This window comes from Pseudonocardia tropica (assembly GCF_040105315.1).
In the GTDB taxonomy this organism is placed as follows: Bacteria; Actinomycetota; Actinomycetes; order Mycobacteriales; family Pseudonocardiaceae; genus Pseudonocardia; species Pseudonocardia alni.
The window spans coordinates 433,699-458,647 of record NZ_JBEDNP010000002.1; the positions used below are offsets into that span (position 1 = coordinate 433,699).

Annotated in this window: 25 protein-coding genes; 17 read left to right on the top strand and 8 right to left on the bottom strand. The window is 76.6% G+C overall.

Translation table 11 applies throughout. From position 1 onward, the window contains the following. Positions 1–264: 264 nt before the first annotated feature. Positions 265–675 (top strand): DoxX family protein, encoded by a 411-nt coding sequence (locus tag WHI96_RS05255; RefSeq protein ID WP_345645207.1) that lies wholly within the window; start codon positions 265–267, stop codon positions 673–675. Here the strand turns inward: WHI96_RS05255 and WHI96_RS05260 are convergent. From WHI96_RS05260 to WHI96_RS05270, 3 genes are read right to left on the bottom strand one after another with little or no spacing between them, the layout of a single operon-like run. Then, a complete protein-coding gene (locus tag WHI96_RS05260; RefSeq protein ID WP_345645204.1) occupies positions 672–947 on the bottom strand; it encodes an SRPBCC family protein in 276 nt (91 codons plus the stop codon). The genes WHI96_RS05255 and WHI96_RS05260 overlap by 4 nt on opposite strands. A 50-nt stretch (positions 948–997) precedes the next feature. Further along, complete coding sequence (locus WHI96_RS05265; RefSeq protein ID WP_345645201.1) at positions 998–2,095, bottom strand: baeRF2 domain-containing protein; 1,098 nt, start codon at positions 2,093–2,095, stop codon at positions 998–1,000. 46 nt (positions 2,096–2,141) lie between these two features. Further along, complete coding sequence (locus tag WHI96_RS05270; protein ID WP_345645198.1) at positions 2,142–2,966, bottom strand: hypothetical protein; 825 nt, start codon at positions 2,964–2,966, stop codon at positions 2,142–2,144. A gap of 107 nt (positions 2,967–3,073) precedes the next feature. Here WHI96_RS05270 and WHI96_RS05275 point away from each other — a divergent pair, with 107 nt between their 5' ends. The 6 genes from WHI96_RS05275 (at position 3,074) to WHI96_RS05300 (ending at position 8,663) form a co-directional block, all read left to right on the top strand. Further along, the gene (locus WHI96_RS05275) at positions 3,074–3,403 is read left to right on the top strand and encodes a hypothetical protein (protein WP_345645195.1); all 330 of its coding nucleotides are present in this window, start codon (positions 3,074–3,076) and stop codon (positions 3,401–3,403) included. 46 nt (positions 3,404–3,449) lie between these two features. Continuing rightward, positions 3,450–3,845 carry a hypothetical protein gene (locus tag WHI96_RS05280; RefSeq protein WP_345645192.1) on the top strand — a complete coding sequence of 132 codons (396 nt, stop codon included), beginning with the start codon at positions 3,450–3,452 and terminating at the stop codon, positions 3,843–3,845. A 216-nt stretch (positions 3,846–4,061) separates the two neighbouring features. Further along, positions 4,062–5,180: a polyprenyl synthetase family protein gene (locus WHI96_RS05285; RefSeq protein ID WP_345645189.1), complete on the top strand. Its 1,119-nt coding sequence runs from the start codon at positions 4,062–4,064 to the stop codon at positions 5,178–5,180. Positions 5,181–5,266: 86 nt separating this feature from the next. Then, positions 5,267–6,025, top strand: coding sequence for a class I SAM-dependent methyltransferase (locus WHI96_RS05290; protein WP_345645186.1), 759 nt, complete (start codon positions 5,267–5,269; stop codon positions 6,023–6,025). Next, complete coding sequence (locus WHI96_RS05295; RefSeq protein WP_345645184.1) at positions 6,022–7,632, top strand: FAD-dependent oxidoreductase; 1,611 nt, start codon at positions 6,022–6,024, stop codon at positions 7,630–7,632. Before WHI96_RS05290 ends, WHI96_RS05295 begins: the two co-directional genes overlap by 4 nt. Positions 7,633–7,655: 23 nt before the next feature. Continuing rightward, a complete protein-coding gene (locus WHI96_RS05300; protein ID WP_345645181.1) occupies positions 7,656–8,663 on the top strand; it encodes a Rieske (2Fe-2S) protein in 1,008 nt (335 codons plus the stop codon). A gap of 306 nt (positions 8,664–8,969) precedes the next feature. On the opposite strand, the gene WHI96_RS05305 is transcribed toward WHI96_RS05300, so the two are convergent. After that, positions 8,970–9,992, bottom strand: a complete 1,023-nt coding sequence (locus tag WHI96_RS05305; protein ID WP_345645178.1) for an AraC family transcriptional regulator — start codon at positions 9,990–9,992, stop codon at positions 8,970–8,972. Positions 9,993–10,110: 118 nt separating this feature from the next. On the opposite strand from WHI96_RS05305, the gene WHI96_RS05310 reads away from it, so the two are divergent. From WHI96_RS05310 to WHI96_RS05320, 3 genes are read left to right on the top strand one after another with little or no spacing between them, the layout of a single operon-like run. Further along, a complete protein-coding gene (locus WHI96_RS05310; RefSeq protein WP_345645175.1) occupies positions 10,111–11,718 on the top strand; it encodes a flavin-containing monooxygenase in 1,608 nt (535 codons plus the stop codon). Beyond that, a complete protein-coding gene (locus tag WHI96_RS05315; RefSeq protein WP_345645172.1) occupies positions 11,718–12,578 on the top strand; it encodes an SDR family NAD(P)-dependent oxidoreductase in 861 nt (286 codons plus the stop codon). Before WHI96_RS05310 ends, WHI96_RS05315 begins: the two co-directional genes overlap by 1 nt. Then, positions 12,575–13,462: an alpha/beta fold hydrolase gene (locus WHI96_RS05320; protein WP_345645169.1), complete on the top strand. Its 888-nt coding sequence runs from the start codon at positions 12,575–12,577 to the stop codon at positions 13,460–13,462. The genes WHI96_RS05315 and WHI96_RS05320 overlap by 4 nt, the downstream gene beginning before the upstream one ends. Here WHI96_RS05320 and WHI96_RS05325 read toward each other — a convergent pair. Next, the gene (locus tag WHI96_RS05325) at positions 13,399–13,818 is read right to left on the bottom strand and encodes an SRPBCC family protein (RefSeq protein ID WP_345645166.1); all 420 of its coding nucleotides are present in this window, start codon (positions 13,816–13,818) and stop codon (positions 13,399–13,401) included. The genes WHI96_RS05320 and WHI96_RS05325 overlap by 64 nt on opposite strands. A 69-nt stretch (positions 13,819–13,887) precedes the next feature. On the opposite strand from WHI96_RS05325, the gene WHI96_RS05330 reads away from it, so the two are divergent. Together WHI96_RS05330 and mtnA are read left to right on the top strand one after the other, a co-directional pair. Continuing rightward, positions 13,888–15,240: a PQQ-dependent sugar dehydrogenase gene (locus WHI96_RS05330; RefSeq protein WP_345645163.1), complete on the top strand. Its 1,353-nt coding sequence runs from the start codon at positions 13,888–13,890 to the stop codon at positions 15,238–15,240. A 102-nt stretch (positions 15,241–15,342) separates the two neighbouring features. Further along, on the top strand, positions 15,343–16,392 hold the full coding sequence (mtnA, locus tag WHI96_RS05335) for an S-methyl-5-thioribose-1-phosphate isomerase (protein WP_345645160.1): 1,050 nt from the start codon (positions 15,343–15,345) through the stop codon (positions 16,390–16,392). On the opposite strand, the gene WHI96_RS05340 is transcribed toward mtnA, so the two are convergent. Then, positions 16,316–16,990 (bottom strand): class II aldolase/adducin family protein, encoded by a 675-nt coding sequence (locus WHI96_RS05340; protein WP_345645156.1) that lies wholly within the window; start codon positions 16,988–16,990, stop codon positions 16,316–16,318. The genes mtnA and WHI96_RS05340 overlap by 77 nt on opposite strands. A 95-nt stretch (positions 16,991–17,085) precedes the next feature. Here WHI96_RS05340 and WHI96_RS05345 point away from each other — a divergent pair, with 95 nt between their 5' ends. The 5 genes from WHI96_RS05345 (at position 17,086) to WHI96_RS05365 (ending at position 20,585) form a co-directional block, all read left to right on the top strand. Next, positions 17,086–17,628 carry a hypothetical protein gene (locus WHI96_RS05345; protein ID WP_345645153.1) on the top strand — a complete coding sequence of 181 codons (543 nt, stop codon included), beginning with the start codon at positions 17,086–17,088 and terminating at the stop codon, positions 17,626–17,628. After that, positions 17,625–18,629 (top strand): hypothetical protein, encoded by a 1,005-nt coding sequence (locus tag WHI96_RS05350; RefSeq protein ID WP_345645151.1) that lies wholly within the window; start codon positions 17,625–17,627, stop codon positions 18,627–18,629. The genes WHI96_RS05345 and WHI96_RS05350 overlap by 4 nt, the downstream gene beginning before the upstream one ends. An 83-nt stretch (positions 18,630–18,712) precedes the next feature. Continuing rightward, on the top strand, positions 18,713–19,264 hold the full coding sequence (locus tag WHI96_RS05355; protein ID WP_345645149.1) for a hypothetical protein: 552 nt from the start codon (positions 18,713–18,715) through the stop codon (positions 19,262–19,264). Next, complete coding sequence (locus WHI96_RS05360) at positions 19,261–20,091, top strand: hypothetical protein (protein WP_345645147.1); 831 nt, start codon at positions 19,261–19,263, stop codon at positions 20,089–20,091. Before WHI96_RS05355 ends, WHI96_RS05360 begins: the two co-directional genes overlap by 4 nt. A gap of 191 nt (positions 20,092–20,282) precedes the next feature. Further along, complete coding sequence (locus WHI96_RS05365) at positions 20,283–20,585, top strand: hypothetical protein (protein ID WP_345645145.1); 303 nt, start codon at positions 20,283–20,285, stop codon at positions 20,583–20,585. 7 nt (positions 20,586–20,592) lie between these two features. Here WHI96_RS05365 and WHI96_RS05370 read toward each other — a convergent pair whose 3' ends face one another. After that, complete coding sequence (locus tag WHI96_RS05370; RefSeq protein WP_345645142.1) at positions 20,593–21,441, bottom strand: CBS domain-containing protein; 849 nt, start codon at positions 21,439–21,441, stop codon at positions 20,593–20,595. Between the two features lie 40 nt (positions 21,442–21,481). After that, complete coding sequence (locus WHI96_RS05375; RefSeq protein WP_345645139.1) at positions 21,482–24,892, bottom strand: proline dehydrogenase family protein; 3,411 nt, start codon at positions 24,890–24,892, stop codon at positions 21,482–21,484. Positions 24,893–24,949 lie beyond the last annotated feature (57 nt).

Below are 24,949 nucleotides of genomic sequence, written 5' to 3' on the forward strand. Positions count from 1 at the left end.
GTCCGTGCAGAAGCTCGTGTCGTGCCGTTGTGCACCTCGGATTCCCCGTGTCTGCGCGACTCAATCGCAAACCGGCCCGGTTCACCCGCAGCGCCCAGTGCCGGCGCGCACCGTGACCCGGTCGTCGGCACCCCGCTGCGGCAACGGGGTGACGGCGGGTCCGTACGACGGCGGTACCGCGACCGGCCGTCAGCGCCGTGGAAGGGTGGTCCCCGTTCGGCCGGGGGTCGCGGATCCCCGGGGTCGACGACGTCCGGAGGCGCCGTGCACGCGGTCCGCACCACCGCCCGACTGCTGCTGGGCGCGTTCCTCGTCGCCGCGGGCGTCGCCCACCTGCTCGTCCCGACCGAGTTCCTGGCCCAGGTGCCGCCGTTCCTGCCCGCGCCCGGCGCGGTCGTGCTCGTGTCCGGTCTCGTCGAGATCGCCGTCGGGGCCGTGGTCCTCCTCGCCCCGGCCCGGTTGCGGCCGCACGCCGGGCTGGTCGCGGCGGCGCTGTTCGTGCTGGTGTTCCCCGGCAACGTGGCGCAGTACGTCACCGGCACCGACGCGTTCGGCCTCGACAGCGACGGCGCCCGGGCGACCCGGCTGCTCGTCCAGCCGCTGCTGGTGGCGTGGGCCCTGTGGGCGTGCGGCTCCGGCGTCCTGCTGCACCGCGGCCGCCGCCGCGCCGCCTAGGACCTCGGGCGCAGGACGCCGACGACGGTCCGGGAGACCTCGCGGTCCGGCACGTGGCTCGCGATGTGCACGGTGACGTCGTAGCGGCCCATCGGGCGGTCGCCGAGCCCCCCGGCCGCCGAGACCGGCTCGCCCTCGGCCGACACCAGCATCCCGGAGCTGTCGACGGCCACGTGCCCGCGCGGGTCGCGGAGCACGGCGACGATCTCGGCCGGGCCCGCGTCGACGATGCGCGAGGTCTCGATCCGCTCCTCGCCCAGGAACCCGCTCATGCCCCTGTCCGGCCGGTCCGGCCCGGGGGCGGGGCACGACGGTGGTGCGCTCAGGAGGCGGGGCCGACCGGGAAGCGCAGGACGGCCCCGACGCCGTCGGTGAGCGTGACGTCGTCGCCCGGGTGGACCAGCACGACGGCGGCGCCGGTCGCGGCGGCGGCCCGGACCAGCACGTTCGCCGCCGGACCGGACAGCACCGGGGTGTCGCCGACGAGTTCGTCGGCCTTCTCCCCCACCGCGGCCGGGTCGGACCCGGCGACCAGCTCGGTACCGGGTACCGCGGAGGGGTCGACCAGCAGCGTCTCGACGGCGTGCGCGCGGGTGGCCCCGGCGACGTCGCCGAGCCCGGTGACGGCGAGCCCGTCGCTGCGCCCGGACGCGGTGGCGAAGCTCGTCACGGCCTCGCCACGGCGGGTCTCGCGGACCTCGTCGGCGGCGGCGCGGACGGTGTCGTCGACCTGCTCGGGCACCGTGCCGCCGGTGTTCTCGATCTCGGCCATGATCCCGGCCGAGGCCGGTGGGAGCTCGTCGCGCAGGCGGGCCCGGGACTCCGCGTCCCCGGCGACGACGAGCAGGCCCGCGTTGCCGGCGCGGACGGACTTCTCGACCCGCTCCGCGACGGCCTGGGCGTTGCGCTTCCACGTCTCCTCGACCCGGGCGTCCGCGGAGCCCTCGCCGGGGCCCGCGGTGTTCGCCTTGTGGACCGGGCCGCCGGAGTCGGTCGACACCTGCTCGACGGTGCCGTCGACGCCACGGACCCGGCCCCCGGTCCGGTCGACCGAGACGACCACGGTCGCCACGTCCTCCCCCACCGCGCCGAGCACGGCCAGCAGGTCCGGGACCGCGCCCCAGGCCGCGGTGCCGCGCTCGGGCGGGAACTCGGTGTGCCGGTCGAGCAGGACCCGCGCGGCGTCGGCGACGAGGACCCGCCCGGCCGTGCCGTCGGGGGCGTCGGCGGCGGTCACGGCCTCGTCGAGGACGGCGAGTGCCGCCTCGTCGGCGCCGTCGTCGACGAGGCGCTCCCGCAGGTCGCGCCAGCGCAGGCGGTACTGCTCGGTGGCGTCCGAGGTGTCGTGCGTGGCGTCGAGCACGACGGTCGCGAAGGGGCCGTCGCTGTCGTTCAGGGGGCGGATCCAGTCGGTACGCATCGCCCGTCGCCTTCCCGGCACACCCGGCGGCAAACGTCGCGCCGGCTCAGGTCGACGACGCACCGAGCAGCGTCAGGGCGTCGCGCAGCGCCCGCAGCCCGGTGACGGCGGGGTCGTCACCGGGCAGCGCCGCGAGGTGGGCGTCGACGCACTCCCGGTACAGGCCGGCCAGGTGGTCGGTCAGCAGCGTCCAGGCCGCGACCCGCTCGCCGAGCGCCCCGCCACGCCACCGCAGCGCCGCGGTGACCAGGTCGCGGTGGGCGCCGTCGTAGGAGGCGACGGCGGCGTCGTTGCGGCCGATCTCCCCGGTCGCGAGGGTGTGCAGGAACCGGACCGGGAACAGCACCGTCTTCGTGACCGGCCGCGGCCCGCGGGCCAGCAGCGCCGCCGGGTCGGCGACCCCGGCGAGCCAGGCGTCGTCGACCCGCTCGACGAGGAAGGCGGCCGAGCCGCGGACCAGCTCGTCGTGGGTGGGCGGCACGGCGCCGTCGCGGACGTCGGTGCCGTGGCGCAGCACGCCGGAGTCGAGCAGGTCGAGCCGGTCGACGGCGGGCAGGCGGGCCGGTCGGCCGCCGCGGCCGTGGCGCACGGTCTCCGGGTCGGCCCAGAACACCGAGAGCCGCTCGGCCAGCCCGTCGGTGCCCGCGGCGGCGTCCCGGGCCGCGGCGACGACGTCGTGCACCCGCGAGGCCGTGCCGCCGCCGGTCTCCCGCAGCACCAGGGCCAGGTCGACGTCGCTGACGGCGGGGGCGAACCCGCCGTGCGCGAGGCTGCCGAGCGTGTAGGCCGCCACCAGGTCGTCACCGAACTCGCGGCTGGCCGCGGCGGTCGCCGCGGCCAGCACCGCCTCGCCCCGCTCGTCGTCCGCCACCGGTCCAGCCTGCCACGCGGGACCGCCGGACGACCGCCGGACGACCCGCAGCGCCCACCCGTCCCGCCACGGGTTGCGCACGTCCGGCTCCCGAGGATGATCACCGCGTGCTCTACATCGGACCGGTGGAGATCCCCGGATCGGACGACCACGAGGGGTTCGTCAGCGCGGACACCGCCGACGGCCGCGCGACGGGGATCTGGACCGACGCGCGCCATGCTCCGGCCGTCGCCTACCGCGCGGCCTGCGAGTGCGGCTGGCGCGACGACGTGGCGTTCGTTCCGGACCGGCTCGGCCACTCCGCGGCGCTCCGCGCATTCGTGGACCACCACTTCACCCCGGTCACCGGCTCCCCCGCGCTCGACCCGGCGCGGCACTTCCTCCCGGCCTGGGCCGCCGTCGTCGTCGCGCGGGAGCCCGCGCCCGCGATGGCCTGAACGCCCGGTTCGTGCACGTGCGGCCGGTTGTCGGCAGACTGCGAGGATGCCCGCCCCACACCGCCACGCCGCCCCCGACGTCACCCGCTCCACGCCCGTCCTGGCCCTGCGGGTGCTCGCGACCGCGTCGGTCGTCGTCCTGGCCTGGCAGTTCGTGACCGCCGCCGGCCTGTTCACCGGCGGCGACGTCGGCCCGCACGGCACCGGCGCGATCGTGCTGCACGTCGTCACCGGGCTCGCCGCGGCGGCCGCGGTGTGGCTCCGCGTCGTCACCACGGGTTCGTGGTGGCCGTCGGTGCTCGCCGCGGCGGTCTTCGCGTTCACCTTCGTCCAGGCGTGGTTCGGCGAGATCCCGGGCCTGGTCGTGCACGTGCCCGGGGCGATGGCACTCGTCGCCGGGTCGGTGTGGCTGACCGCCTGGTCGTTCCTGCGGGCCGGCTGACCGTCCCGGCCGGTCGGGAGACGCGGGTCACCGAACCACGCGGCCCTTCCGTCCGAACCCGACCAGGGGTGGACCGTCCGATTCGGCGCGCGCGATGACGACGCCCCCCCTACCCTCGACAGGACCCGGTCCGGCGGTGCCCTCGGCCCCCGACCGGGCCCGGACGTCGACGTCCGGCCGCTCACCACCCCAGGCGACCCGACGGGAGGCCGCGCGATGTTCGTGGAAACCGGGCACGACCGGCGACTCGAGCACGTCCCCACCCACCCGGACTGGGTCGCGGAGATCCGCGGCCGGGTCCGGAGCCACGTGGACGAGACCGTGCGGCTCCGGTGCGCCGAGCACGTGCACTCGATACGCGGTGCGGACTTCGTCGCCGGGGTCCTGAGCGACTTCGTCGGCCGCGGCAAGTACCTGCGGTCGATGTTCGGCTACCTGGGCTGGCGGGCCGCCGCCCCGGAGTCGCCCGCCGCGCTGGCGGCCGTGTCCGGGCTGGAACTGCTGCACGCCTTCGCCCTGCTGCAGGACGACGTCATGGACCGCTCGCACCTGCGTCGCGGCCGGCCCACGGTGCACGTCCAGCTCGCCTCCTGGCACCGCGGCCAGGGTATGTCCGGCTGCCCGGACCGGTTCGGCGAGTCCGGCGCGGTGCTGCTCGGTGACCTGTGCCTGGTGTGGGCCGAGCAGGCGATGCGCGAGAGCGGGCTACCGCGTGCGGTGCTCGACCGCGGCTGGCCGCGCTACGACGAGATGCGCTCGGAGCTGGCCGTCGGGCAGTTCGCCGACCTGCTCAACGAGGCCCGCCGCGTCCCCACCCTCGACGAGGTGATGGACGTGCTGCGCCGCAAGTCCGGCAACTACACCGTGCGGCGCCCGCTGGAGCTCGGCGCCGCGATGGCCGGGGCCGGACCCGAGCTGCTGGCGGCGCTCGGCGACTACGGGACGATGGTCGGCGAGGCCTTCCAGATGCGCGACGACGTGCTGGGCGTGTTCGGCACCGACGCCACCGGCAAGTCCGCGGGCGACGACCTGGCCGAGCGCAAGGCCACGAGCCTGGTCGTGCTGGCCCGCGAGGTCGCCGGACCGGCCACCCGGGGCACCCTCGACGCGCTGCTGCACGGCTCCGACGAGACCGACGGCCCGGTCGACGTCGCCGCGGCGCGGGTGGCGATCGAGTCCACCGGGGCGCGGCGCCGCATCGAGGAGCTCATCGCCACCCGGGTGCAGGGTGCGCTGCGGCTGGTCGACGGGGCGGTCACCGACGGGGTGCTCGGCGAGGACGTCGCCGCGGTGCTGCGCGCGATGGCCGTGCGCTGCGCCGATCGTGTCTCCTGACCGGGCCCGCCCCCGGAGAGTGACTGCGGTACAACAGGATGCGACCCGACGCGCCGTGCGACGCCGGCAGTCCTAGGCTCGCGGACATGGTCGACCGTTCCCCGTCCCGTCCCACCCGCCCCGGAACCGTCGGCCGCGGCGGCCTGCCCCGCGAGCAGGTCCCGTCGCACTTCGACGACGGCGCGGCCGACTACGACCGCCTGGTCGGGATGAACCCCGGCTACCACGACCACCTGCGTGCGTCCGCGGCCCGGATGCGGCTCCCCCGTGACGGCGCCGGGTTGCGTCTGCTCGACGCGGGCTGCGGCACCGGGGCCTCCACCGCGGCTCTGCTCGGGGTCGCCCCGCGCGCCGAGATCGTCGCCGTCGACGCCTCGGCCGGGATGCTCGAGCGCGCCCGCACCAAGCCGTGGCCGGCGTCGGTGCGGTTCGTGCACTCGACCGCCGAGACCCTCGCCGAGAACGGGGTCGAGGGTCCGTTCGACGGGATCCTCGCCGCCTACCTGCTGCGCAACCTCGACGACCCGGACGCCCAGCTGCGCCGCTTCCACGACCTGCTGCGCCCGGGCGGGGTGCTCGCGCTGCACGAGTACTCGGTCGCCGACTCCCCCCGCGCCCGGCTGTCCTGGCACGCGGTCTGCTGGGGGATCATCGTGCCGCTCGGCCGGATGACGACCGGCGGGACCGCGCTGTACCGGCACCTGTGGCGCAGCGTGAACACCTTCGACGGCATCGGCCGCCTGCGCGACCGGGTGCGCGCCGCCGGGTTCGACGCCGTGCACTCCGAGACCATGACCGGCTGGCAGAACGGCGTCGTGCACACCGTGCTCGGGACGCGGTCGTGACGGCCCGCCCGACCGACCCGCGCCGCGTCCGCCACGAGCCCGCCGGCGGCCTCGGCGACGCCGGGCAGCTGGGACGGCGGCCGCGGGCGGTCGTCGTCGGGGGCGGGATCGCCGGGCTGGCCGCGGCGACCGGGCTGGCCGAGCGCGGCGTCGTCGTCGAGGTGCTGGAGCGCGAGCACCACCTGGGCGGGCGGGTCGGTGGCTGGTCGGAGACGCTGCCCGACGGCACGCCGGTGTCGATGAGCCGCGGCTTCCACGCGTTCTTCCGGCAGTACTACAACCTGCGGGCGCTGCTGCGCCGCGGCGACCCCGGGCTGGAGCGGCTGGTGCCGCTGGAGGACTACCCGCTCGTCGACGCCGAGGGGCGCCGGGACACCTTCCGCGGGCTGCCGCGCACGCCCCCCTGGAACGCCGTGCTGTTCGCGCTCCGCAGCCCCACCTTCCGCCCGTCGGACCTGCTGCGGCTCGACGCCCGCGCCGCCGCGCCGCTGGCCGCGGTCAGCGTGCCCGGCATCTACGAGGCGATCGACCACGTCGACGCGCAGAGCTTCGTCGAGTCGATCAACTTCCCGCCCGCGGCCCGGCACCTGGCCTTCGAGGTGTTCTCCCGCAGCTTCTTCGCCCCGCCCTCGACGATGTCGGCCGCCGAGCTCGCGACCATGTTCCACATCTACTTCCTCGGCTCCTCCGAGGGCCTGATGTTCGACGTGCCCGACACGGGCTTCGACACCGCGCTGTGGGAGCCGCTGCGCCACTACCTGACCACCCGCGGTGTCACGTTCCGGACCGGGGTCGTGGTGTCCTCGGTGGAGCGGTCCTCGGTGGACGGTGTCGGCAGTGGACGGTTCCACGTGAATCACCGCGACGGCGGCGGCAGCGAGGCGGACGCGGTCGTCCTGGCCCCGGACGTGCGGGGGCTGCGCGACATCGTCGCCGCCTCCCCCGGCCTGGGCGACCCCGCGTCGGCCGTCGACGGGCCGGACGCGCTCACCCGCTGGCGCGACGACGTCGCCGCGCTGGGCAGCGCCCCGCCGTTCCTCGTGCAGCGGCTCTGGCTCGACCGGCCCGTCGACGCGACCCGGCCGCCGTTCCTCGGCACCGGCGGGCTCGACCCGCTCGACAACATCTCCGTGCTGGACCGCTACGAGCGCGACGCCGCGGGCTGGGCGGCCCGGCACGGCGGGTCCGTCGTGGAGCTGCACGCCTACTCCGCGGCGCCGCCGCCGGGCGTCGACGACGACACCTGGACCGCCGACCTGCGCCGGCGTTCGGTCGCCCGGCTGCACGAGCTCTACCCGGAGACCGCGGGCGCCGGGGTGGTCGGCGAGCTGGTGCAGTGGCGGGCGGACTGCCCGCTGTTCGGCGTCGGCGACTTCGCGCGGCGGCCCACCGTCGCCACCCCCGTCGACGGCCTGGTGCTGGCCGGCGACGGCATCCGGATCGACCTGCCGGTCGCGCTCATGGAGCGCGCCGCGAGCACCGGGTGGCAGGCGGCGAACCGGCTGCTCGCCGGCTGGGGCCTGGCCGGCCACCCCCTCGAGACCGTCCCCACCAGCGGCCGCCTCGGTCCGCTGCGGCGCGCCGCCGAGTACGCGATGCGCACCTGACACCCGTCGAAGGACACCACGTCATGACCCTGCTCTCCCGTCTCACCGCGAACTGGCCGTCCCACTGGCCGCTGCAGCCGCTGCCGTCGCAGAAGTGGGCGGCGCAGAAGCCGACCTACGCCGGCGCGGACCCGAAGCTGATCTCGGCCGCGCTGGAGCGGGCGCAGGCACGCCCGTCGGGGAACTGGTTCGTGGTCGCCGCGAGCCGGGAGGTCCGCGGCGACCGGCCGCTCGGCGTCCGCATCGGCGGGGTCGAGCTCGTCGCGTGGCGGGAGGAGGACGGGACGGTCCGCGTGGGTCCCGGCGCCTGCCCGCACCTCGGTGCGCCGATGGCGCTGGCGGCGGTCGACTGCGGCGAGCTGGTGTGCCGCTGGCACGGGCTGCGCCTGGGCGCCCGGTCCGGCCCCGGCTGGGCGGTGCACCCCGTCCACGACGACGGGGTGCTCGTCTGGGCGCGGCTCGACGACGTGGGCGGTGAGGAGCCGACCGACGCCCCGGTCGTCCCGGCCCGCCCGGCCGGCGCGGTCCTCGACGCCGTGACCACCCTGACCGGGGTGTGCGAGCCCGAGGACATCGTCGCCAACCGGCTCGACCCGTGGCACGGCGCCTGGTTCCACCCGTACTCGTTCCAGAAGCTGACGGTGGACTCCGCGCCCGCCGTCACCGACGTCGCCGAGTCCGACGACCGCTTCCTGGTCACCGTCACCTTCAAGGTCGGGCCGGGGCTCGGCGTCCCGGTACGGGCGGAGTTCGTGTGCCCGGAGCCGCGGACGGTCGTGATGCGCATCGTCGAGGGCGAGGGCGTCGGCTCGGTCGTGGAGACCCACGCGACCCCGCGCGGCACCGACCGCGACGGTCGGCCCCGGACCGCGGTGATCGAGGCCGTCGTCGCCGGATCGGACCGGCCCGGGTTCACCGTGGCCACCAGGCTCGCCCCGGCGATCCGCCCGGCGATGGCGGCGGCCGCCACCAGGCTGTGGCGCGACGACCTCGACTACGCCGAGCGCCGCTACGCGCTGCGCGCCCGGTAGGACCGTCGGCGCGGCCGAGCCGGGCGTCCCGCACGGGTGGGCGTGATCCCCTCCCGCGTGGCGATCATGGCTCCGCTCCACCCCTGGAACGTCCGCACCCGGCGCGACGCCCCGCCGGCGCGTGCGACAGGCCCGGCGCCGCGCAACCCGGCCCACGGACGCGGACCGTGCCACGGACATCGTCCCGAGCAGGGTCCCGAGCAGGCGCCGCGGAGCGGACACCGGCGGCGGCAGCCAGCGCCCGGGACGGGTGCCGGCGGGACTCGCGCCCGGCCGGACCGCGGACCGGCCCGACCGGCGGGCTCGTCAGGCCACCGGCAGCCCGGCCTTGCGCAGCTCCCGCGGGGGCGTCCCGAACCAGCGCCGCGAGGCGCGGGACAGCGCCGACTGCTCCGCCAGCCCGATCATCGCCGCGACCTGGGTGAACGGCAGGTCGGTCCGCAGGATCAGGCGCTCGGCGGTGTCCCGGCGGGCGTCGTCGACGACCTGCTCGAACGTCGTCCCCTCCCCCGCGAGGTGCCGCTGCAGGGTGCGGGGGTGCACCCGCAGCAGCCGGGCGACGGAGCCGATCCGCACCGGGCCCGATCCCAGCGACCGGTCGACGGCGGCCCGCACCCGGTCGGTGACGGTGCGCCCGGGCCGGTCGAAGTGGGTCTCCAGGTACTCGATGGCGATGGCGCGCACGGTCTCGTCGCCGCCGGCCAGCGGGCGTCGCACGAGGTCGGCGGGCACCCGCAGCACGGCGGCGGGCCGGTCGAAGCGGACCTCGGCGCCGAAGAACCCCCGGAAGCGGTCGGCGTCGGCGGGAGCGGGGTGCGGCAGGTGCACCGACCGCAGCCCGTAGGGCCCGCCCGACAGCAGCCCGACGATCCGGTGCAGCACCCCCACGCCCAGGTCGGCGACCTGCGGCGGGAGCGGGTCGGTGCTGCCGTACTCCAGCCCGGTCACCCCGGCGACACCCTCCGGGTCGGCCACGGCGCCGATCGTCAGCGCCGGGCTGTGCACGTAGAGGTAACGCGAGGCGCAGTCGAGCGCGTCGCCGAGGGTCGCCGAGTTCTGGACGGCGACGGCGAGCGGCCCGAGGATCTCCGGGCCCTGCCGCTGCGCGAGGCGCAGGCCCAGGTCGCCGCACCCGAGCTCGGCGGCCGCGGTCTCCAGCACCCGGGCCACCGACCGGGTGGGGACCAGCGCGTCCGGATCGGTCCCCTCGACGGCGTCGATCGGGATGCGGAACCGCGCGAACAGCTCCGCGCCGTCGCCGCCCAGCTCGCCGACCAGCGCGACGAGCCCCCGCAACGCCCTCGCCCGGGTGAGTGATCCGGTGCCCATGTCGTACGAGGGTAAGTTGTTGTCGCGCCAGGTCAAGTTACTCCGGGTAGGTTCGGGGCAGACTGGACCCCGGTCGACAGAGGTAGTCAGCGCGGACGCGCCCGATGAGGAGGACCACATGACGCAGGCCGGCACGACGCCCGCTCCGGACAGCACCGCCGTCGAGCACCGCGACGTGATCATCGTCGGGGCCGGGCTCTCCGGCATCGGCGCCGCGGCCCGGCTGCACCGGGAGCTGCCCGGCAAGGACTACGCGATCCTCGAGGGCCGCGAGAACATCGGCGGCACCTGGGACCTGTTCCGCTACCCGGGCATCCGCTCGGACTCGGACATGTTCACCCTGGCCTACCCGTTCCGGCCGTGGCGCGAGCCGAAGTCGATCGCCGACGGCGCCGACATCCGCCGCTACATCACCGAGACCGCCCGCGAGTACGGCGTGACCGAGCGGATCCGGTTCGGCACGAAGGTCGTCGGCGCGTCCTGGGACTCGGCCACCGCGCGCTGGACGGTCGACACCATCACCGCCGACGGTCCGAAGCGCTGGACCTGCTCGTTCCTGTTCATGTGCTCGGGCTACTACGACTACGACAAGGGCTTCCAGCCGGACTTCCCGGGCCGGGAGGACTTCGCCGGCACCTGGGTGCACCCGCAGTTCTGGCCGGAGGACCTCGACTACACCGGCAAGAAGGTCGTCGTCATCGGGTCCGGCGCCACCGCCGTCACGCTGATCCCGTCGCTGGCCGCGAAGGCCGGGCACGTCACGATGCTGCAGCGCTCGCCGTCGTACCTGACGGTGCTGCCCAGCAAGGACCCGGTCGCCGACCAGCTGCGCCGCTTCCTGCCCGCCAAGGTCGCACACGCCATCCTGCGGCTGCAGTACGTGACGCTGACCCAGGCCTTCTACCAGCTCGCGCGGCGCCGCCCGGAGCGCGTGAAGAAGGTGCTGCGCGGCCTCGCAGTGAGGTTCCTCCAGGACGAGTCCTACGTGGACCAGCACTTCACCCCGAGCTACGACCCGTGGGACCAGCGCCTGTGCGTCATCCCCGAGGGCGACTTCTACAAGTCGATCAACCGGGGGGACGCCTCGGTCGTCACCGACCACATCGAGCGGATCACCGAGAAGGGCATCCGGCTGCGGTCGGGCGCGGAGCTGGAGGCCGACGTGATCGTCTCGGCGACCGGCCTGTCGCTGAGCCCGCTGGGCGGCATCACGATCCACGTCGACGGCGAGCAGGTCGACATCGGCAAGACCGTCACCTACCGCGGCCTGATGCTGTCGGGCCTGCCGAACCTGGCGTTCTGCATCGGCTACATCAACGCGTCCTGGACGCTGCGCGCCGACCTCGTCGCCCGCTACGTGCCCAGGCTGCTCGCGCTGATGGACCGCGAGCGGATCGCCGTCGCCACGCCGGCGCCGACCGCGTCCCCGGACCGGCCGCTGCTCGACATCGAGTCGAACTACGTGAAGCGCTCGGAGCACCTGTTCCCGCGCCAGGGCCGCAAGGACCCGTGGCGGCTGCACCAGAACTTCTTCCTCGACGCCGTCGGGCTCGGCCGCGCCGACCTCAAGCGGGACATGATCCTCACCCCCGTCTCGGCGCTGGGTGCCCGCGACGCCCGCGTCCCCACCCCGACCGCGTCCGGCATCGCCGCGGACAGGGCCGCCGACAGCTCCGTTGACAGGGCCGCCACCCCGGCGACCGCACAGCAGGAGGTGGCCTCCTGATGGCCCGCCCACCGTTCCGCTTCGCCGAGGGCACCGCCGTCGTCACCGGTGCCGCCGGTGGCATGGGCGAGCACGTGGCCCGGCTGCTCGCCGAGCGCGGCAGCGACCTCGTGCTCGTCGACCGCGACGGTGACCGGCTCGACACCGTCGCGTCGGCGATCCGCGCGAAGCACCCCGGCCTGTCGGTGACCACCGAGACCGTCGACCTGGCCGACCGCGACGCCGTCGACGCGCTGTCCACCCGGATCCTCGCCGGTCACCCGGAGATCCGGCTGCTGGTCAACAACGCCGGCGTCGCGCTCGGCGGGGACTTCGCCCGGCTCACCCTCGACGAGTTCGACTGGGTCATGGACGTCAACTTCCGCGCCCCGGTGCGGCTGACCCACGCCCTGCTGCCCGCGCTGACCGCGCGGCCCGGCGCGCACGTGGTCAACGTGTCCAGCCTGTTCGGGCTGATCGCCCCGCCCGGGCAGTCGGCGTACTCGTCGTCGAAGTTCGCGATCCGTGGCTTCTCCGAGGCACTGCGCGCCGAGCTCGCCCCGGTCGGCACCACCGTCACCACGGTCCACCCGGGCGGCATCAGGACCGGGATCGCCGCCGGCGCCCGGGTCGGGGTCAACATCCCCGCCGAGGAGGCCGAGCGCGGCAAGAAGGACTTCGAGAAGCTGCTGACCTTCCCCGCCGAGAAGGCCGCCGAGCTGATCGTCGACGCGATCGCGACGCGCCGCCCGCGGCTGCTCATCGGGATCAGCGCGAAGGTCCCGGACCTGCTGGCCCGGCTCGCCCCGGCGAACAGCATCCGGATCTTCGCGAAGCTGGTGGGCGCCTCGGGGAACGCGAAGGCGGCGCGCACGCGATGACCGCCCCGCAGACCCGCTTCGTCGACGTCGGCGGCACCCGGATCCGGGTCCGCGAGTCCGGCGACCCCGCCGGTGAGCCGGTCCTGCTGCTGCACGGGATCGGCCGCAGCCTGGAGGACTGGGACCCGCAGCACGAGTTCCTGTCCCGGTACCGGGTGGTCGCGCCCGACCTGGCCGGGTTCGGCCACTCAGACCGGGTGCCCGGCCCGGCGACGCTGGAGAAGCTCGCCGACACCGCGCTCGCCACCCTCGACGCGCTCGGGGAGACCCGGCCGGCGCACGTCATGGGCAACTCGCTCGGTGGCGCCGTCGCGCTGCTGCTCTCCACCCGGCACCCCGAGCGGGTCGTCTCGCTGGTGCTCGCCGACCCCGCCGGGTTCGGTGCCGAGGTGACCCCGGCGCTGCGGGTCATCGGGGTGCCGCTGCTGGGCCGGTTCCTGCTGGGCCACCTGGACGCGAGGGCGGCGCGACGCTCGGAGCGGTCCCTGTTCGTCGACGGCTCCCTGGCCACCGACGAGCGGGTCGCCCGCGCCGTGGAGATCGCGCGGCGGCCGGAGTTCGCCCAGACCTTCGCCGAGGTCGCGGCCGAGCTGGGCACCGTCCGCGGGGTCCGGCCGGGCTGGCGGCGCGCGCTGCTCGACGCGTTCGCCCGCGCCCCGAAGCCGACGCTGGTCGTGTGGGGTGAGCGGGACCTGATCCTGCCCGCGGCCCAGCTGCGGGCGGCGGGCCGGCTCCCGCAGGTCACGACGCACGTGTTCGGCCGGGTGGGGCACCTGCCCCAGGTCGAGGTGCCCGAGGCGTTCGCGACGCTGGCGTGCGATCACCTCGCCCGGGCGGGGCGGCGGACCAGCATCTCCAGCGACAGCCGCGCCGGCACCAAATAGGGCAGGACCACGGCGGGCGGGCCGTGCACGGTCAGCCAGGTCCGGGTGCCGGCCCCGGACGGCCGCACGCCGTGGTCCAGGCCCAGCCGCACCCGGTTCAGCGGGGAGGCACCGGCGCCGAGGGCGACGTCCCAGCTCCAGGTGCGGGCGCGCTCGTCGACGTCGGTGACCGCGAAGGACACCGTGACGCCGAGCGGGCCGCGTACCTGCCCGGTCACACCGGGGCGGATCCGGTCCGCCGCGGCGTCGACGCCGAGGATGTAGGGCGCCCACTCCGGCCAGCGGGCGGGCACGGCGTAGCGCTCCCAGACCTCGTCGGCGGGTTGCGGGCCGCGGGCGTGCAGTGTCAGGCGCATCGACGACGATCCTGGCGGCTGCGCGCCCCCGCCGCGCGACGGGCCGGTACCGGCCGTAGCGTCGGGTTCATGCGGATCGCCCCCTGGCTGGCCGCCCTGGTCACGCTCCCCCTGCTCGCCGCCTGCGGCACCGGCCCCAACCCGGTGACCAACGCGCTGTCCGGCGCCGAGGCCCCGGTCGCCGCCGCGGGCGCGGACCTGGTGCCGGTCACGGTGTCGGTGCCGCCCGGGGCCGCGACCGCCCCGTTCGACGAGCCCCGCGAGGCGCTCGTCCCGGCCGGCTGGACGGTGTCGGTGTTCGCCCGCGTCCCGAACGCCCGGCTGGCCGTCCGGACCCCCGACGGCGAGCTGCTCGTCTCGGTGCCCGACGACGGCCGGGTGCTGGCGCTGTCGCCCACCGGTGAGCAGCGGCCGTTGCTCGACGGGCTCACCCAGCCGCACGGGCTCGCGTTCTCCCCGGACGGCGGGACCCTCTACGTCGCCGAGTCGAACCAGGTGTCGGCGTACGCCTGGGCGCGCGGCGCGGCGACCGGGCGGCGGGTCGTCGTGCCCGGCCTGCCCGACGCCGACTCCCCCGACCTGCGCGGCGCCTACGGCCACGAGCTGAAGTCGGTCACCGTCGGCCCGGACGGCGCGGTGTACGTCTCGGTCGGGTCGACCGGCAACATCTCGGTCGCCGACCGGGACGCCACTCCCCCGCGCGCGTCGATCCTGCGGATGCCGCCCGGCGGCGGACCCGCCGCACCGTTCGCGACCGGGGTCCGCAACGGCACCGGGCTGGCCACCGCGCCCGACGGCTCGGTCTGGACCGCGGCCAACGGCCGCGACAACGTGCCCTACCCCTACGACCGGCCCTACGGCGACGCCGGCGGCTCGTCGTTCGGGAAGGTCGACGACGCCTACGTGACCGACCACCCGGCCGAGCCGCTGGCCCGCCTCACCCCGGGCCGCGAGCTGGGCTGGCCGTTCTGCAACCCGGACCCGGACACCGACCCGGGTGTGGCCGGGTCCGCGCAGGACTTCGCCGACGTCGGCCTGGTCGCCGACGCCGAGCTCAACCCCGGCGGGCGCGCGATGGACTGCGCGGCGCTGGCACCGGTGGAGCAGTCGTTCCCGGCGCACTCGGCGCCGCTGGGCCTGTCGTTCACCGAGGGGGTGCTGCCCGCGCCGTACGCGGCCGGGGCGCTGGCCGGGGTGCACGGCTCCTGGAACGCGGACCCGCCGCGGGCCCCGGAGGTGTCGTTCTTCCCGTGGCGGGACGGCACGCTGAGCGCGCAGCAGACGCTGGTCGGCGGGTTCCAGGACCCGTCGGGGTCGCGCTGGGGCAGGCCGGTCGCGGCCGTCGCCGGGCCGGACGGCGCGGTCTACGTGACCGACGACGACGCCGGTGCGGTCTACCGGGTGGCCCCACCCGGACGGTGAGCACCCGCCCGTGACCGGGGCCGCAGTCGCCCCGGCCGCCCGCGGCGCCGGGGTACGTTCACCCCGGTGCCCGAGGTCGGGTGACCGGGGAGGGTACGGGCGATGCGGATCGTGGACTGGGCCGGCGACGACGAGGGCGGCCCGGCGGTGGTCCTGCTCGACCAGCGCGCGCTTCCCGGCGCGACCGAGCACCTGTACCTGCGCACCGTCGACGAGCTGATCGAGGCGATCCGGTCGCTGGCCGTGCGCGGTGCCCCGAGCCTGGGCATCACCGGCGCCCTCGGGGTCGCGCTCGCCGCGCACCTGCACGGTACGGCGACGCCGGTCGCCGTCGCCGCGGTGCGGGCCGCGGCCGAGCGGATCGCCGTCGCCCGGCCCACCGCCGTCCCGCTGGGGCTGGGGGTGGCGCGTGCCCTGGAGGCGCTCGACGGCGGCCCGGCCGCGGTGCTCGCGCAGGCCCGCGCCGTCGCCGCGGAGGCCGCCCGGGTCAACGCCGCGGCCACAGGACGGGCCGCGGACCTCGCGCGCGAGCTGTGCCCGGACCGCCCGCTGCGGGCGCTGACGGTGTGCAACACCGGCCCGCTGGCCACCGGCGACGGCGGCACCGCGCTGGGGGCGGTCCTGCGGCTGCACGAGCGCGGGGAGCTGGCCGAGGTGCTGGCGTGCGAGACGCGCCCGCTGCTGCAGGGCGCGCGGCTGACCGTCTGGGAGCTCTCCGCGGCCGGGGCGCCGCACCGGCTGTGCGTCGACTCGGCCGGTCCCGCGGCGATCGCGTCCGGGCTGGTCGACGCGGTGTTCGTCGGCGCCGACCGGATCGCGGCCAACGGCGACGTCGCGAACAAGATCGGGACCTACATGCTGGCCTGCGCCGCGGCCCGGTCCGGGATCCCGTTCGTGGTGGTCGCGCCGGAGGAGACGATCGACCCGCACACCCCGACCGGGGCCGACATCGTCGTCGAGCAGCGGGGGGCCGACGAGGTGCGCGAGCACGGCGGCACCCTGCTCACCCTGCCCGGGACCCCGGTCTACAACCCGGCGTTCGACGTGACGCCGTTCGACCTGGTGACCGCGATCGTCACCGAGGAGCGGGCGTGGGGGCCGTCGCTCGCACCTTCGCCCGCTGGGCCGCGAACCGCCCTCGCACCGCGCTGATCTCGGCGTCGGGGAGCAGCCGCGGCTCGCCGACGGCGCGGGCGCGCAGCCAGACGTCGCAGAGCCACTCCAGCTGGCGGGCGCCGTCGTAGGCGGCACCGAGGGTGTCGCCGAGCACCAGCGTGCCGTGGTTGCCGAGGACGACGGCGGTGGACTCCCCCAGCGCCGCGAGCGCGTTCACGACCAGCTCCCGGCTGCCGAACGGCGCGTACTCCGACACCCGCACGCCGTCGCCGAACATCGCGAGCTGGTAGTGCACGGCCGGGACGTGGTCGGACAGCGTCGACAGCGCGACCGCCGCCGGGGAGTGCGTGTGGACCACCGCGACGGTGCCGGGCCGGGCCTGCGCGGCCACGTGCAGCCCGAGCTCGCTGGTCGGCTCCCGGGTGCCGTCGACGACCGTGCCCTGCGCGTCGACGAGCACGACGTCCGCGGCGGTCATCGTCTCGTAGTCCACACCGGACGGGGTGACAGCGATCAGGTCCCCGGTGCGCAGCGACAGGTTCCCCGAGGTGCCGACGACGAGGCCGTCGCGGACCATCCGGCGGGACCAGGTGCAGAGCAGCTCGCGGGCGCGGGTGTGGTCGTGGGCGGTCACCGCGGAAGGATCCCACGGCGCGGGCCGCACACAGTGGATCGTCAGTTCTGGGTACGTGCGGTCCCGGTGCGGCCGCGCTCGATGACGATGGGGACATGCCCACCACGGAGGACTCCCCGCCGGTCGCCGCTACCGCCCGCGAGCGGCTCCGGGAGCTGCACACACGGCTCCCGGCCGGGACCGAGCCCGCGGCGGAGGACCTGGCACGTCTGCTGGAGCTGACCGAGCGGGCGCTGGCCGACGACGAGGCCGCTGCCGCCGCCGGGGAGGATGCCGCATACCGGCACAGCACCGGGGTCGTCGTGGTCGCGGCCGCGGCGCTGGCGGCGGCGGTGGTGGCGGTCCTGGTGGTGCTGCTCGCCGTCACCGGGGGTGCGGCCGGGCCCGCGGCGGTCGGGGCCGGGGCCTGTGGGCTGCTGCTCGCGGCCGGGACCGTGCTGCTGCACCGGCGGTCCGGGGCCGGTGGGCACCGACGGCGGGCCGTGTTCGCACCGGTCGTCGCCGCGGCCGGGACGGCGGGGCTGCTCGCCGTCGCGCTCGGGGCGCCCGGCCCCCTGTGGTTCCTGCTGCTGGCCGCCGCGGTGGTCGCGCTGCTCCTGCTCGCCGGGACCGTCACCGCCCGGGACGGTGTCCGGTGAGCCCGCGCGACGCCGCCGCCGACACCGACCGCAGGCTGGGCCGGCTCGAGGGCGAGCTGACCCACCGCGCCACCCGCACGGACCTCGCGGCCCTGCGCGACGGCCAGGGACGGCAGGACCAGCGGGCCGAGCAGCACGGGCGGAAGCTGACGGCGCTGGGCCGCGAGGTCGAGGAGCTGACCGCCGCCCTGGAGGCGGTGCGCCGCCGGTCGCTGCGCGCGGCGGCCGACGCCGCAGCACGGGTCGACGAGCTCACCGCGACCGTCGCCGACCAGGCCGGGCGGATCGAGCGGCTGCACGGCGAGCTGGTCAGGCTCGACGACCGGCTGCGGGTCGCGACGGGCGTCCCGGACGCCGACCTCACCCCCACCGGCACCGACCGGGAGCTGGCCGCGACGGTCCTGCGCGGCCGGGAGCACGACCGGGCCCGGCTCGGCGACGCCGACCGTGCCGCACACCGGCACGACGCCGCGGGCCCGGAGCGGTGGGAGCGCGAACGCGCCGCCGCGGTCCGCGCGGTGCTCGACGCCAGCCGCGCCGTCGCCGACGGGACGGACGGGACCGCGGTCCTCGCCGGCCGGTTCCGGGCCGCCCGTGACCGCCTCGCCACCGTCCGCGCGGCCGAGGACGGCGTGCGCGCGGCGGCGGCCCGCGCCCGGACCGAGCTGGACGCCGACGCCGAGCGGGAGCTGCGGGACGGCGCCGTCGCCGCGGCGGGCCGGGACGCCGGGAGCACGCTGACCGGGCGGCTCCGGGATCGGCTCGTCGCCGCCGTCGCCGCGGGGCACCGGCTGCCCCCGTGGTTCACCACGGCGCTGGGCTCGGGTCCGCCCGCGCCGCCGGAGGACTGGTACGACACCGCCGTCGCGCTCCTGGCCCACCGCGTCCTGTACGGGATCACCGACACCGCCTCGGCGCTCGGCCCGCCGGACGGTTCCGCGGAACGCGCCGCGGAGCACGCCGCCCTGGCCCGGCGGATGCGGCCCTACGGTCTGCGCTGAGCGCCGGGGGAGCCGCCGGCGGCCCGTCGTCAACTTCGTGTATTCCGCTCGGAACGGACGGCGGGGCGGTCCATCATCGGCGGATGGATCCGGACACCGACGTCGCGGGGACGGCCGCGCGCAGGAGGGGCGAGCTGCGGCTGCTGCACGACTCCCCCGTGGCCGACCCGCCGACCGAGGAGGAGCTGGTCCAGATCGTCGAGGCGACCAACGCCGTGCTCCGGGCGGAGCAGGAGGAGCGGGACCGGGCCGGGGAGCTCCGGGTCCGGGGGATGCACCGCGCGGTGTACCTCCGCCTGGGGCTGCTGGCGGTGCTCGCACTGCTCGTACCGGTGCTCGCCGGGTGGCGGGGGCTGTCCGGATGGGGCGCGCTCGTCCCGGTGTCGTGCGTCCTGCTCGCCGCGGCTGTCCTGTCCGCCGTGGTCCACGCCCGCACGGGCCACGACCGGCCTCCCGTACGAGGGTGGTTCGGCACGCCGCTGCTGGTGGTGGGGGCACTCGCGCTCCTGACGACGGCCGCCCTGCGGTCCTGGTGGGTACCGACGCTCGGGATCCTCCTCGTCGTGCTGACCGTCGGTGCCGAGCGTCGCGCGCTCGATCCGGGCGGTTTCTCGCCGAGGTGGTGGACGCTGTGACGCCGGGAGAGGACGAGCTGCGCCGCACCGTCGCCGCGCTCTCCGAGCGGTTGGACCGGGTCGAGCGGCTCCTCGCCGGGGCGCCGCGCCCCGCCGGCGGGAGCGCCACCCTCGAACCCGCTCCGGCTCTGGTCGAGCTGGCCCGCAGCGCCGAGGCCGGCCGCGCACTCGCGGCCGACCTGCTCTCCGATTCCGACATCAGCCGGATGACGCAGCAGGTCGAGTCGTGGGAGGAACGGCGGCTCCGGTACCCCCTGGCTGTGAAGGACCTCGTCGACGCGAGCCGCGCGATCGCCGCGGGTGCTCCGGGAACGCCCGGCCGGACACGCGCCGAGGCCCGCTACCGGGAGCTCCTCCCCGAGGTGGGGGACCTGCGCCGGCTCCGCGAGACCCTCGACCGGGGGGCACTCGACGCCCGGGACGCGCTGGCCGCCGACGCCCGACGCCGTCCCCGCGACGCCGACGCGATCGAGGCCGGGGACCGGGCGAGGACCCGGCTGCGCTCCGAGGTCCGGGCCATGATCGCCGAGCGGGTCGCCGCCGGGGGCCCGCTGCCGCGGTGGTTCACCGCCGTCCTGGGGAGCGGGCCCGCCGAGTCCGCCGGGGAGTGGCTCACCGCGGCGACCGACGTCGTCGTGTACCGCACGACCTACGGCGTCGTCGACCCGATCGACGCGCTGGGCGAGGAACCCGAGGACGTCGACCACCGGTGGTCGGAGTTCGCACGGATCGGTCGTGAGCTGTCCCGCTGGCGGGTCCGGACCCCACCGTCCCCGCCGCCGCCCGACGACGGTGCGGTCCCGGTCGTGGTGCGCGTCCGCGCCTGACCCGCCTCCCGCGACGCCCGCCCCCGACCGGGGGTCACACCTCCGGGTCGACCTGCGCCCGTCGGGGCGCGCCGGTCACCGGCGGAGCCGCAGGATCGTCACACCGCGGACGCCGGGCTCGGCCGGGACGCCACGCGGAGGGCGGTAGGACCCCGACCGCGCCGGCTCCCGGCGCAGGAAGCGAGCACATCGTGAGGACCGCCCTGCGTGCCGCCACCACCGCGGCGGGCGCCGTCGCCGCCGCACTCGCCCTGGCCGCCGTCACCGCCGGGACGGCGTCGGCCCGGCCCACCCCGCCCGCCGATCCGCCGCTGAGCCCCGCCGACCAGGCCGCCCAGTTCGCCTGCCTGCAGAAGTACCTGGACCTCGGGGCGCTGCCGGGGCAGTCGCTGAAGGACCCGGTGGCGTTCTCGCTGCTGGTCGCGCAGGCCGCCCAGGAGTGCGACGCGGTCCGGGCGCCGGCCACTCCCGTCGCCCCGGTGCCGGGGACCTGACCGCGGGTCAGAGCAGGTCGCTGCGGCTGAGCACCCCGACCAGCACGTCGTCGGCGTCGACGACCGGGACGACCCGGAACCCGCGCCGGGACAGCAGGCCCTCGGCGTCGGTGAGCGGGTCGCCCGGGTGCACGACCTCGACGTCGCGGGTCATCACCTCCGAGACGGTGCGGGCCCGCAGCCGTCGGCCGCCGTCGAGTGAGCCGTGCACGAGGTCGGCCTCGGAGACGATCCCCAGCAGGTGGTCGCGGTCGTCGACGACCGGGACCGCGGTGAACCGGTAGGACAGCAGGACCTCGGCGGTCTCGTCCAGGGCCAGCTCCGGCGGGATCGCGACCAGCCCGCCGTCGGTCATCACGTCCGCGACCCGCAGCGACGAGGTCGGCCGGCCGCCGATCCGGCCGGCCCCGCGGGGGGCCATCGCCTCCGGCAGCGGCGCCACGGGTACGACCCCGCCGATCCGGCGGGCGGTGCGGCGCAGCCGCCCCCCGGAGTGCCGGTACCGCAGCAGGTCGCTGCGGGTCATCACGCCGACCAGGATGCCCTTGTCGACGACGGGCACCAGCCGCAGCTCGCCGTAGACCCGCATGCGGTGCGCGACGACGGAGATGCTCGTCGTCGGGAGCACCGACACGACCTGCTCGGTCATCGCGTCCCCCACGACGGCGTGCCGGTCGTCGCGGTGGCGCAGCACGTCGACCAGCGAGATCACCCCGACCAGGGAGGACCGCCGGTCGATCACGGGCAGGGCGGAGAACCGGGACTCGGCCATCCGCTCCTGCGCCCGCGCCAGCGGAGCGTCCGCCCAGATCGTGACGACGCGTTCGGTCATGACATCACGGGCACGCACCACCATGGACGCACCGTAACCGCGGCGGCGTCGCGGCCGCCATCGCTCACCGTTCGAGGTGGCCGAACCGGTGCCGGGTCCGGCTGACCGCCTGCTCGCGCAGCACGGTGAGCAGCTCCCGGCGTCCGTCGAGCACCACCGGGGTGTCCACGACGGACGCGCCCACCTCCGCGGCGGCCGCCCGCAGACCGTCGGGCACGGTGCCCAGGGCCCGGATCCGGTCGCCCGCGACGGGGACGAGCCCGTCGCCGCCGTGCACCCCGCCCGGGACCCCGCCCGGCGGGACCCCCGGCCCGTGCAGCCGTACCGGCACCCCCGCGGTGGCCGCGGCGAGCAGCACCCGCAGGACGTCGGCGCGGGCCGTACCGGTGCCGCACCACAGCGTCGCCGACGGGGCGGGCCGGTAGCGGAACACGTTGGACTCCGCGGCCAGACCGGTCGGGTCGTGCTCGATCCCGAACTCGGTGTCCCACGCGCGGGCGTCGGAGGCGGCGGCGCGGACGAGGCGGTCGCGGGCGGCCGGGTCGAGGTCGGCCGCCGCGGTCAGGACGCGGTCCGCGGCCGGGCCGGACGTCGGACCCGGTGCGGGCAGGTCACCGTCGTGCCAGGTGCCGAACTGGGCGACGTAGTTGGGTCCGCCGGGCTTGGCGCCCGGGCCGAGCACCGAGCCCTTCCAGCCGCCGAAGGACTGGCGCTGCACGATCGCGCCGGTGATGTGCCGGTTGACGTAGGCGTTGCCGACCTCGACGCGGTCGAGCCAGTGCGCGACCTCGTCGGGGTCGAGGGAGTGGATGCCGCCGGTGAGGCCGAAGCCGGTGGCGTTCTGCCAGGCGATCGCCTCGTCGAGGTCGCGGGCGGCCATCAGGCCGAGCACCGGGCCGAAGCACTCGGTGCGGTGGAACCAGCTTCCCGGCGACACCCAGGCCCGCACGCCCGGTGTCCACACCGTCTCCGAGACCCGGCGCGGACGCACCAGCCACCGCTCCCCCGGCTCCAGCGTGGTCAGCGCCCGGTGCAGCTTCGCCGAGGGCGCCTCGATGAGCGGGCCCATGGTCGTCGCGAGGTCGGTGCCGGGGCCGACGCGCAGGGTGGTGACGGCGTCGACGAGCTGGCGGCGCAGCCGCCTCCCGATGGCCGAGCCGGTCGCGGCGGGGCCGACGAGGATGGCCAGCGACGCCGCGGAGCACTTCTGCCCGGCGTGCCCGAACGCCGAGCGCACGAGGTCGGCGACGGCGAGGTCCGGGTCGGCGGCGGGGGTGACGACCAGTGCGTTCTTGCCGCTGGTCTCGGCGACGAGGTTCAGGTCGGGCCGCCAGGACCGGAACAGCGCGGCGGTCTCCGACGAGCCGGTGAGCACGACGCGGTCGATGTCGGGGTGGGTGACGAGCCGGCGTCCGGCGTCGGCCTCGTCGGTGGGCAGCAGCTGCACGGCGTCGCGCGGGATCCCGCCGCGGTGCAGTGCGGCGACGCCGGCCTCGGCGCACCCGCGGACCTGCGGGGCGGGCTTGAGCAGCACCGGGGCGCCCGCGGCGAGCGCGGCGAGGCAGCCGCCGAGCGGGATCGCGACCGGGAAGTTCCAGGGCGGGGTCACGGCCACGACCCGGTCCGGGGTGAACGGGGCGCCGTCGAGCTCGGCGGCGCGCTCGGCGTAGTAGGCGGCGAAGTCGACGGCCTCGGAGATCTCGGGGTCGGCCTCGGCGACGGTCTTGCCCGCCTCGTGCAGCATCACCGACAGCAGCGTCCCGCGGGCGGCGGCCAGCGCGCGGGCGGCGCGGCGCAGCGTCGCGGCCCGCTCCGCGGCGGGCACGTCGCGCCAGCCGCAGGTGCGGGCGCGCTCCACCGCGGCGTCGACCGCGGCCGGGTCGGTGACGAGGGGGACCTCGGTCCGCACGACGGCGGTCGTCGCGGCGCGACGGGCCCAGTCCCGGTTCGCGGGCAGCGACGGGTCGGTGTCGGGCTCGGCGCGGAACCCGGCCGGCACGGGGTCCCCGGGCAGCGGGCCGTCGGCCCCGACGGGTGCGGACACGGTGCGGTCCTGGGTGCGACGCGGGGTGTCGGCGACGGCGTCGCGGTCGCGCACCGAGGCGAGGAACCGCTCCCGGTAGGTCGCCGGACCGCCGGAGCCGGGGGCGAACAGCGTGTACAGGTAGCCCTCCGGGGAGGCGTTCTCCTCCAGCCGCCGGACCAGGTAGGACACCGCGGTGTCGAAGTCGCCGCGGTGCACGACGGGGGTGTAGAGCACCAGCTGCGAGCCCGGCCCGGACTCCGGCAGGTCGCCCGCGACGGCGTCGGCGAACGCGGGGGCCATGCCCTGCAGCATCTCCAGGTCCAGCTGGGACCGGGCACCGCGGGCGTCGGCCAGTTCCAGGGCGAGCGCGACGTGGTGCAGGTGGTGCGACGCGACGCCCAGGCGCATCCCGTCGGCGTGCGGGCCGCCGATGCCGCGGTCGAGGAGCCGGACGTAGTTGGCGTCGACCTCGGCCTTGGTGGCGTAGGGGGCCTGCGGCCAGTCGTGCAGCTCGGCGTCGACCCGTTCCATCGCCAGGTTCGCGCCCTTCACCAGGCGCACCTTGATCGGCGCCCCGCCCGCGGCGGCGCGGCGGCGGGCGAACTCCCCGAGCTCGTCGAGCGCGGCGACGGAGTCGGGCAGGTAGGCCTGCAGGACGATGCCGGCGGGCAGGTCGTGGAACTCCGGGCGCGCCAGCAGCGTGGTGAACAGCGCGACGGTGAGGTGGAGGTCCTTGTACTCCTCCATGTCGAGGTTCACGAACACACCGTGCTCGCGGGCCGCCCGGTAGAGCGGCAGCAGCCGGTCCACGAGCAGGTCCCGGCTGCCCACGAGGTCCCACGGCACGAGCTGCGCGACGACCGAGGACGCCTTCACCGACACGTGGTCGACGCCCGGCCGGCGCAGCAGCGCGATCGTGCGGGCGAGACGACGGTCGGCCTCGGTGCGGCCGAGGACGGCCTCGCCGAGCAGGTTCAGGTTCAGCCGGTGCCCGTCGCGCCGGGCCGCGGCGAGCCGCCGGTCCAGGCCGCGCCCGCCCGCGTCGACGATCAGGTGCCCGACCAGGCTGCGCAGCCGCGACCGCGCCGCGGGCACGACGACGTGCGGCAGCGCCGTCGCCAGCCGGCCGCCGGCCCGCAGCAGGAGCCGGTCGGTGCCGGCGACGAACGCGGGCAGCGCGGCGCCCGCCCCGGCGAGCCGGGCCAGCTCACGGGCCGCGACCCGGTCGTCGGCGGGGCGGGCGACGCGGTCGACGAAGCGCAGCGTGAAGTCGACCCCGGCGGGGTCGTGCATCAGCGCGGCCAGCCGCTGCGTCGGGTCCGCTCCGCGGCCGGAGCCCGACGACGGGGCGGTGCCGGTGCGCTCGGTCCAGCGGCGCACGCGCTCGACGGCGCGCCCGGTCAGCGCGTCGTCGAGGGCGGGGACGGGGTGGGTGGGGTGCACGCTCACCCGCCCAGTCTGGACCCACCGTCTCCGACCGTGTCACGACAACGGTGCTGACGATTC

Excerpts from the sequence above, each read along its gene's own strand:
- WHI96_RS05345 (WP_345645153.1), top strand. The coding sequence starts at position 17,086 with ATGCCCACCACGGAGGACTCCCCGCCGGTCGCCGCTACCGCCCGCGAG.
- WHI96_RS05290 (WP_345645186.1), top strand. The coding sequence starts at position 5,267 with ATGGTCGACCGTTCCCCGTCCCGTCCCACCCGCCCCGGAACCGTCGGC.
- WHI96_RS05315 (WP_345645172.1), top strand. The coding sequence starts at position 11,718 with ATGGCCCGCCCACCGTTCCGCTTCGCCGAGGGCACCGCCGTCGTCACC.
- WHI96_RS05370 (WP_345645142.1), bottom strand. The coding sequence starts at position 21,441 with ATGGTGGTGCGTGCCCGTGATGTCATGACCGAACGCGTCGTCACGATC.
- WHI96_RS05310 (WP_345645175.1), top strand. The coding sequence starts at position 10,111 with ATGACGCAGGCCGGCACGACGCCCGCTCCGGACAGCACCGCCGTCGAG.
- WHI96_RS05320 (WP_345645169.1), top strand. The coding sequence starts at position 12,575 with ATGACCGCCCCGCAGACCCGCTTCGTCGACGTCGGCGGCACCCGGATC.
- WHI96_RS05285 (WP_345645189.1), top strand. The coding sequence starts at position 4,062 with ATGTTCGTGGAAACCGGGCACGACCGGCGACTCGAGCACGTCCCCACC.
- mtnA (WP_345645160.1), top strand. The coding sequence starts at position 15,343 with ATGCGGATCGTGGACTGGGCCGGCGACGACGAGGGCGGCCCGGCGGTG.
- WHI96_RS05325 (WP_345645166.1), bottom strand. The coding sequence starts at position 13,818 with ATGCGCCTGACACTGCACGCCCGCGGCCCGCAACCCGCCGACGAGGTC.
- WHI96_RS05305 (WP_345645178.1), bottom strand. The coding sequence starts at position 9,992 with ATGGGCACCGGATCACTCACCCGGGCGAGGGCGTTGCGGGGGCTCGTC.
- WHI96_RS05265 (WP_345645201.1), bottom strand. The coding sequence starts at position 2,095 with ATGCGTACCGACTGGATCCGCCCCCTGAACGACAGCGACGGCCCCTTC.
- WHI96_RS05260 (WP_345645204.1), bottom strand. The coding sequence starts at position 947 with ATGAGCGGGTTCCTGGGCGAGGAGCGGATCGAGACCTCGCGCATCGTC.
- WHI96_RS05330 (WP_345645163.1), top strand. The coding sequence starts at position 13,888 with ATGCGGATCGCCCCCTGGCTGGCCGCCCTGGTCACGCTCCCCCTGCTC.
- WHI96_RS05300 (WP_345645181.1), top strand. The coding sequence starts at position 7,656 with ATGACCCTGCTCTCCCGTCTCACCGCGAACTGGCCGTCCCACTGGCCG.
- WHI96_RS05280 (WP_345645192.1), top strand. The coding sequence starts at position 3,450 with ATGCCCGCCCCACACCGCCACGCCGCCCCCGACGTCACCCGCTCCACG.
- WHI96_RS05355 (WP_345645149.1), top strand. The coding sequence starts at position 18,713 with ATGGATCCGGACACCGACGTCGCGGGGACGGCCGCGCGCAGGAGGGGC.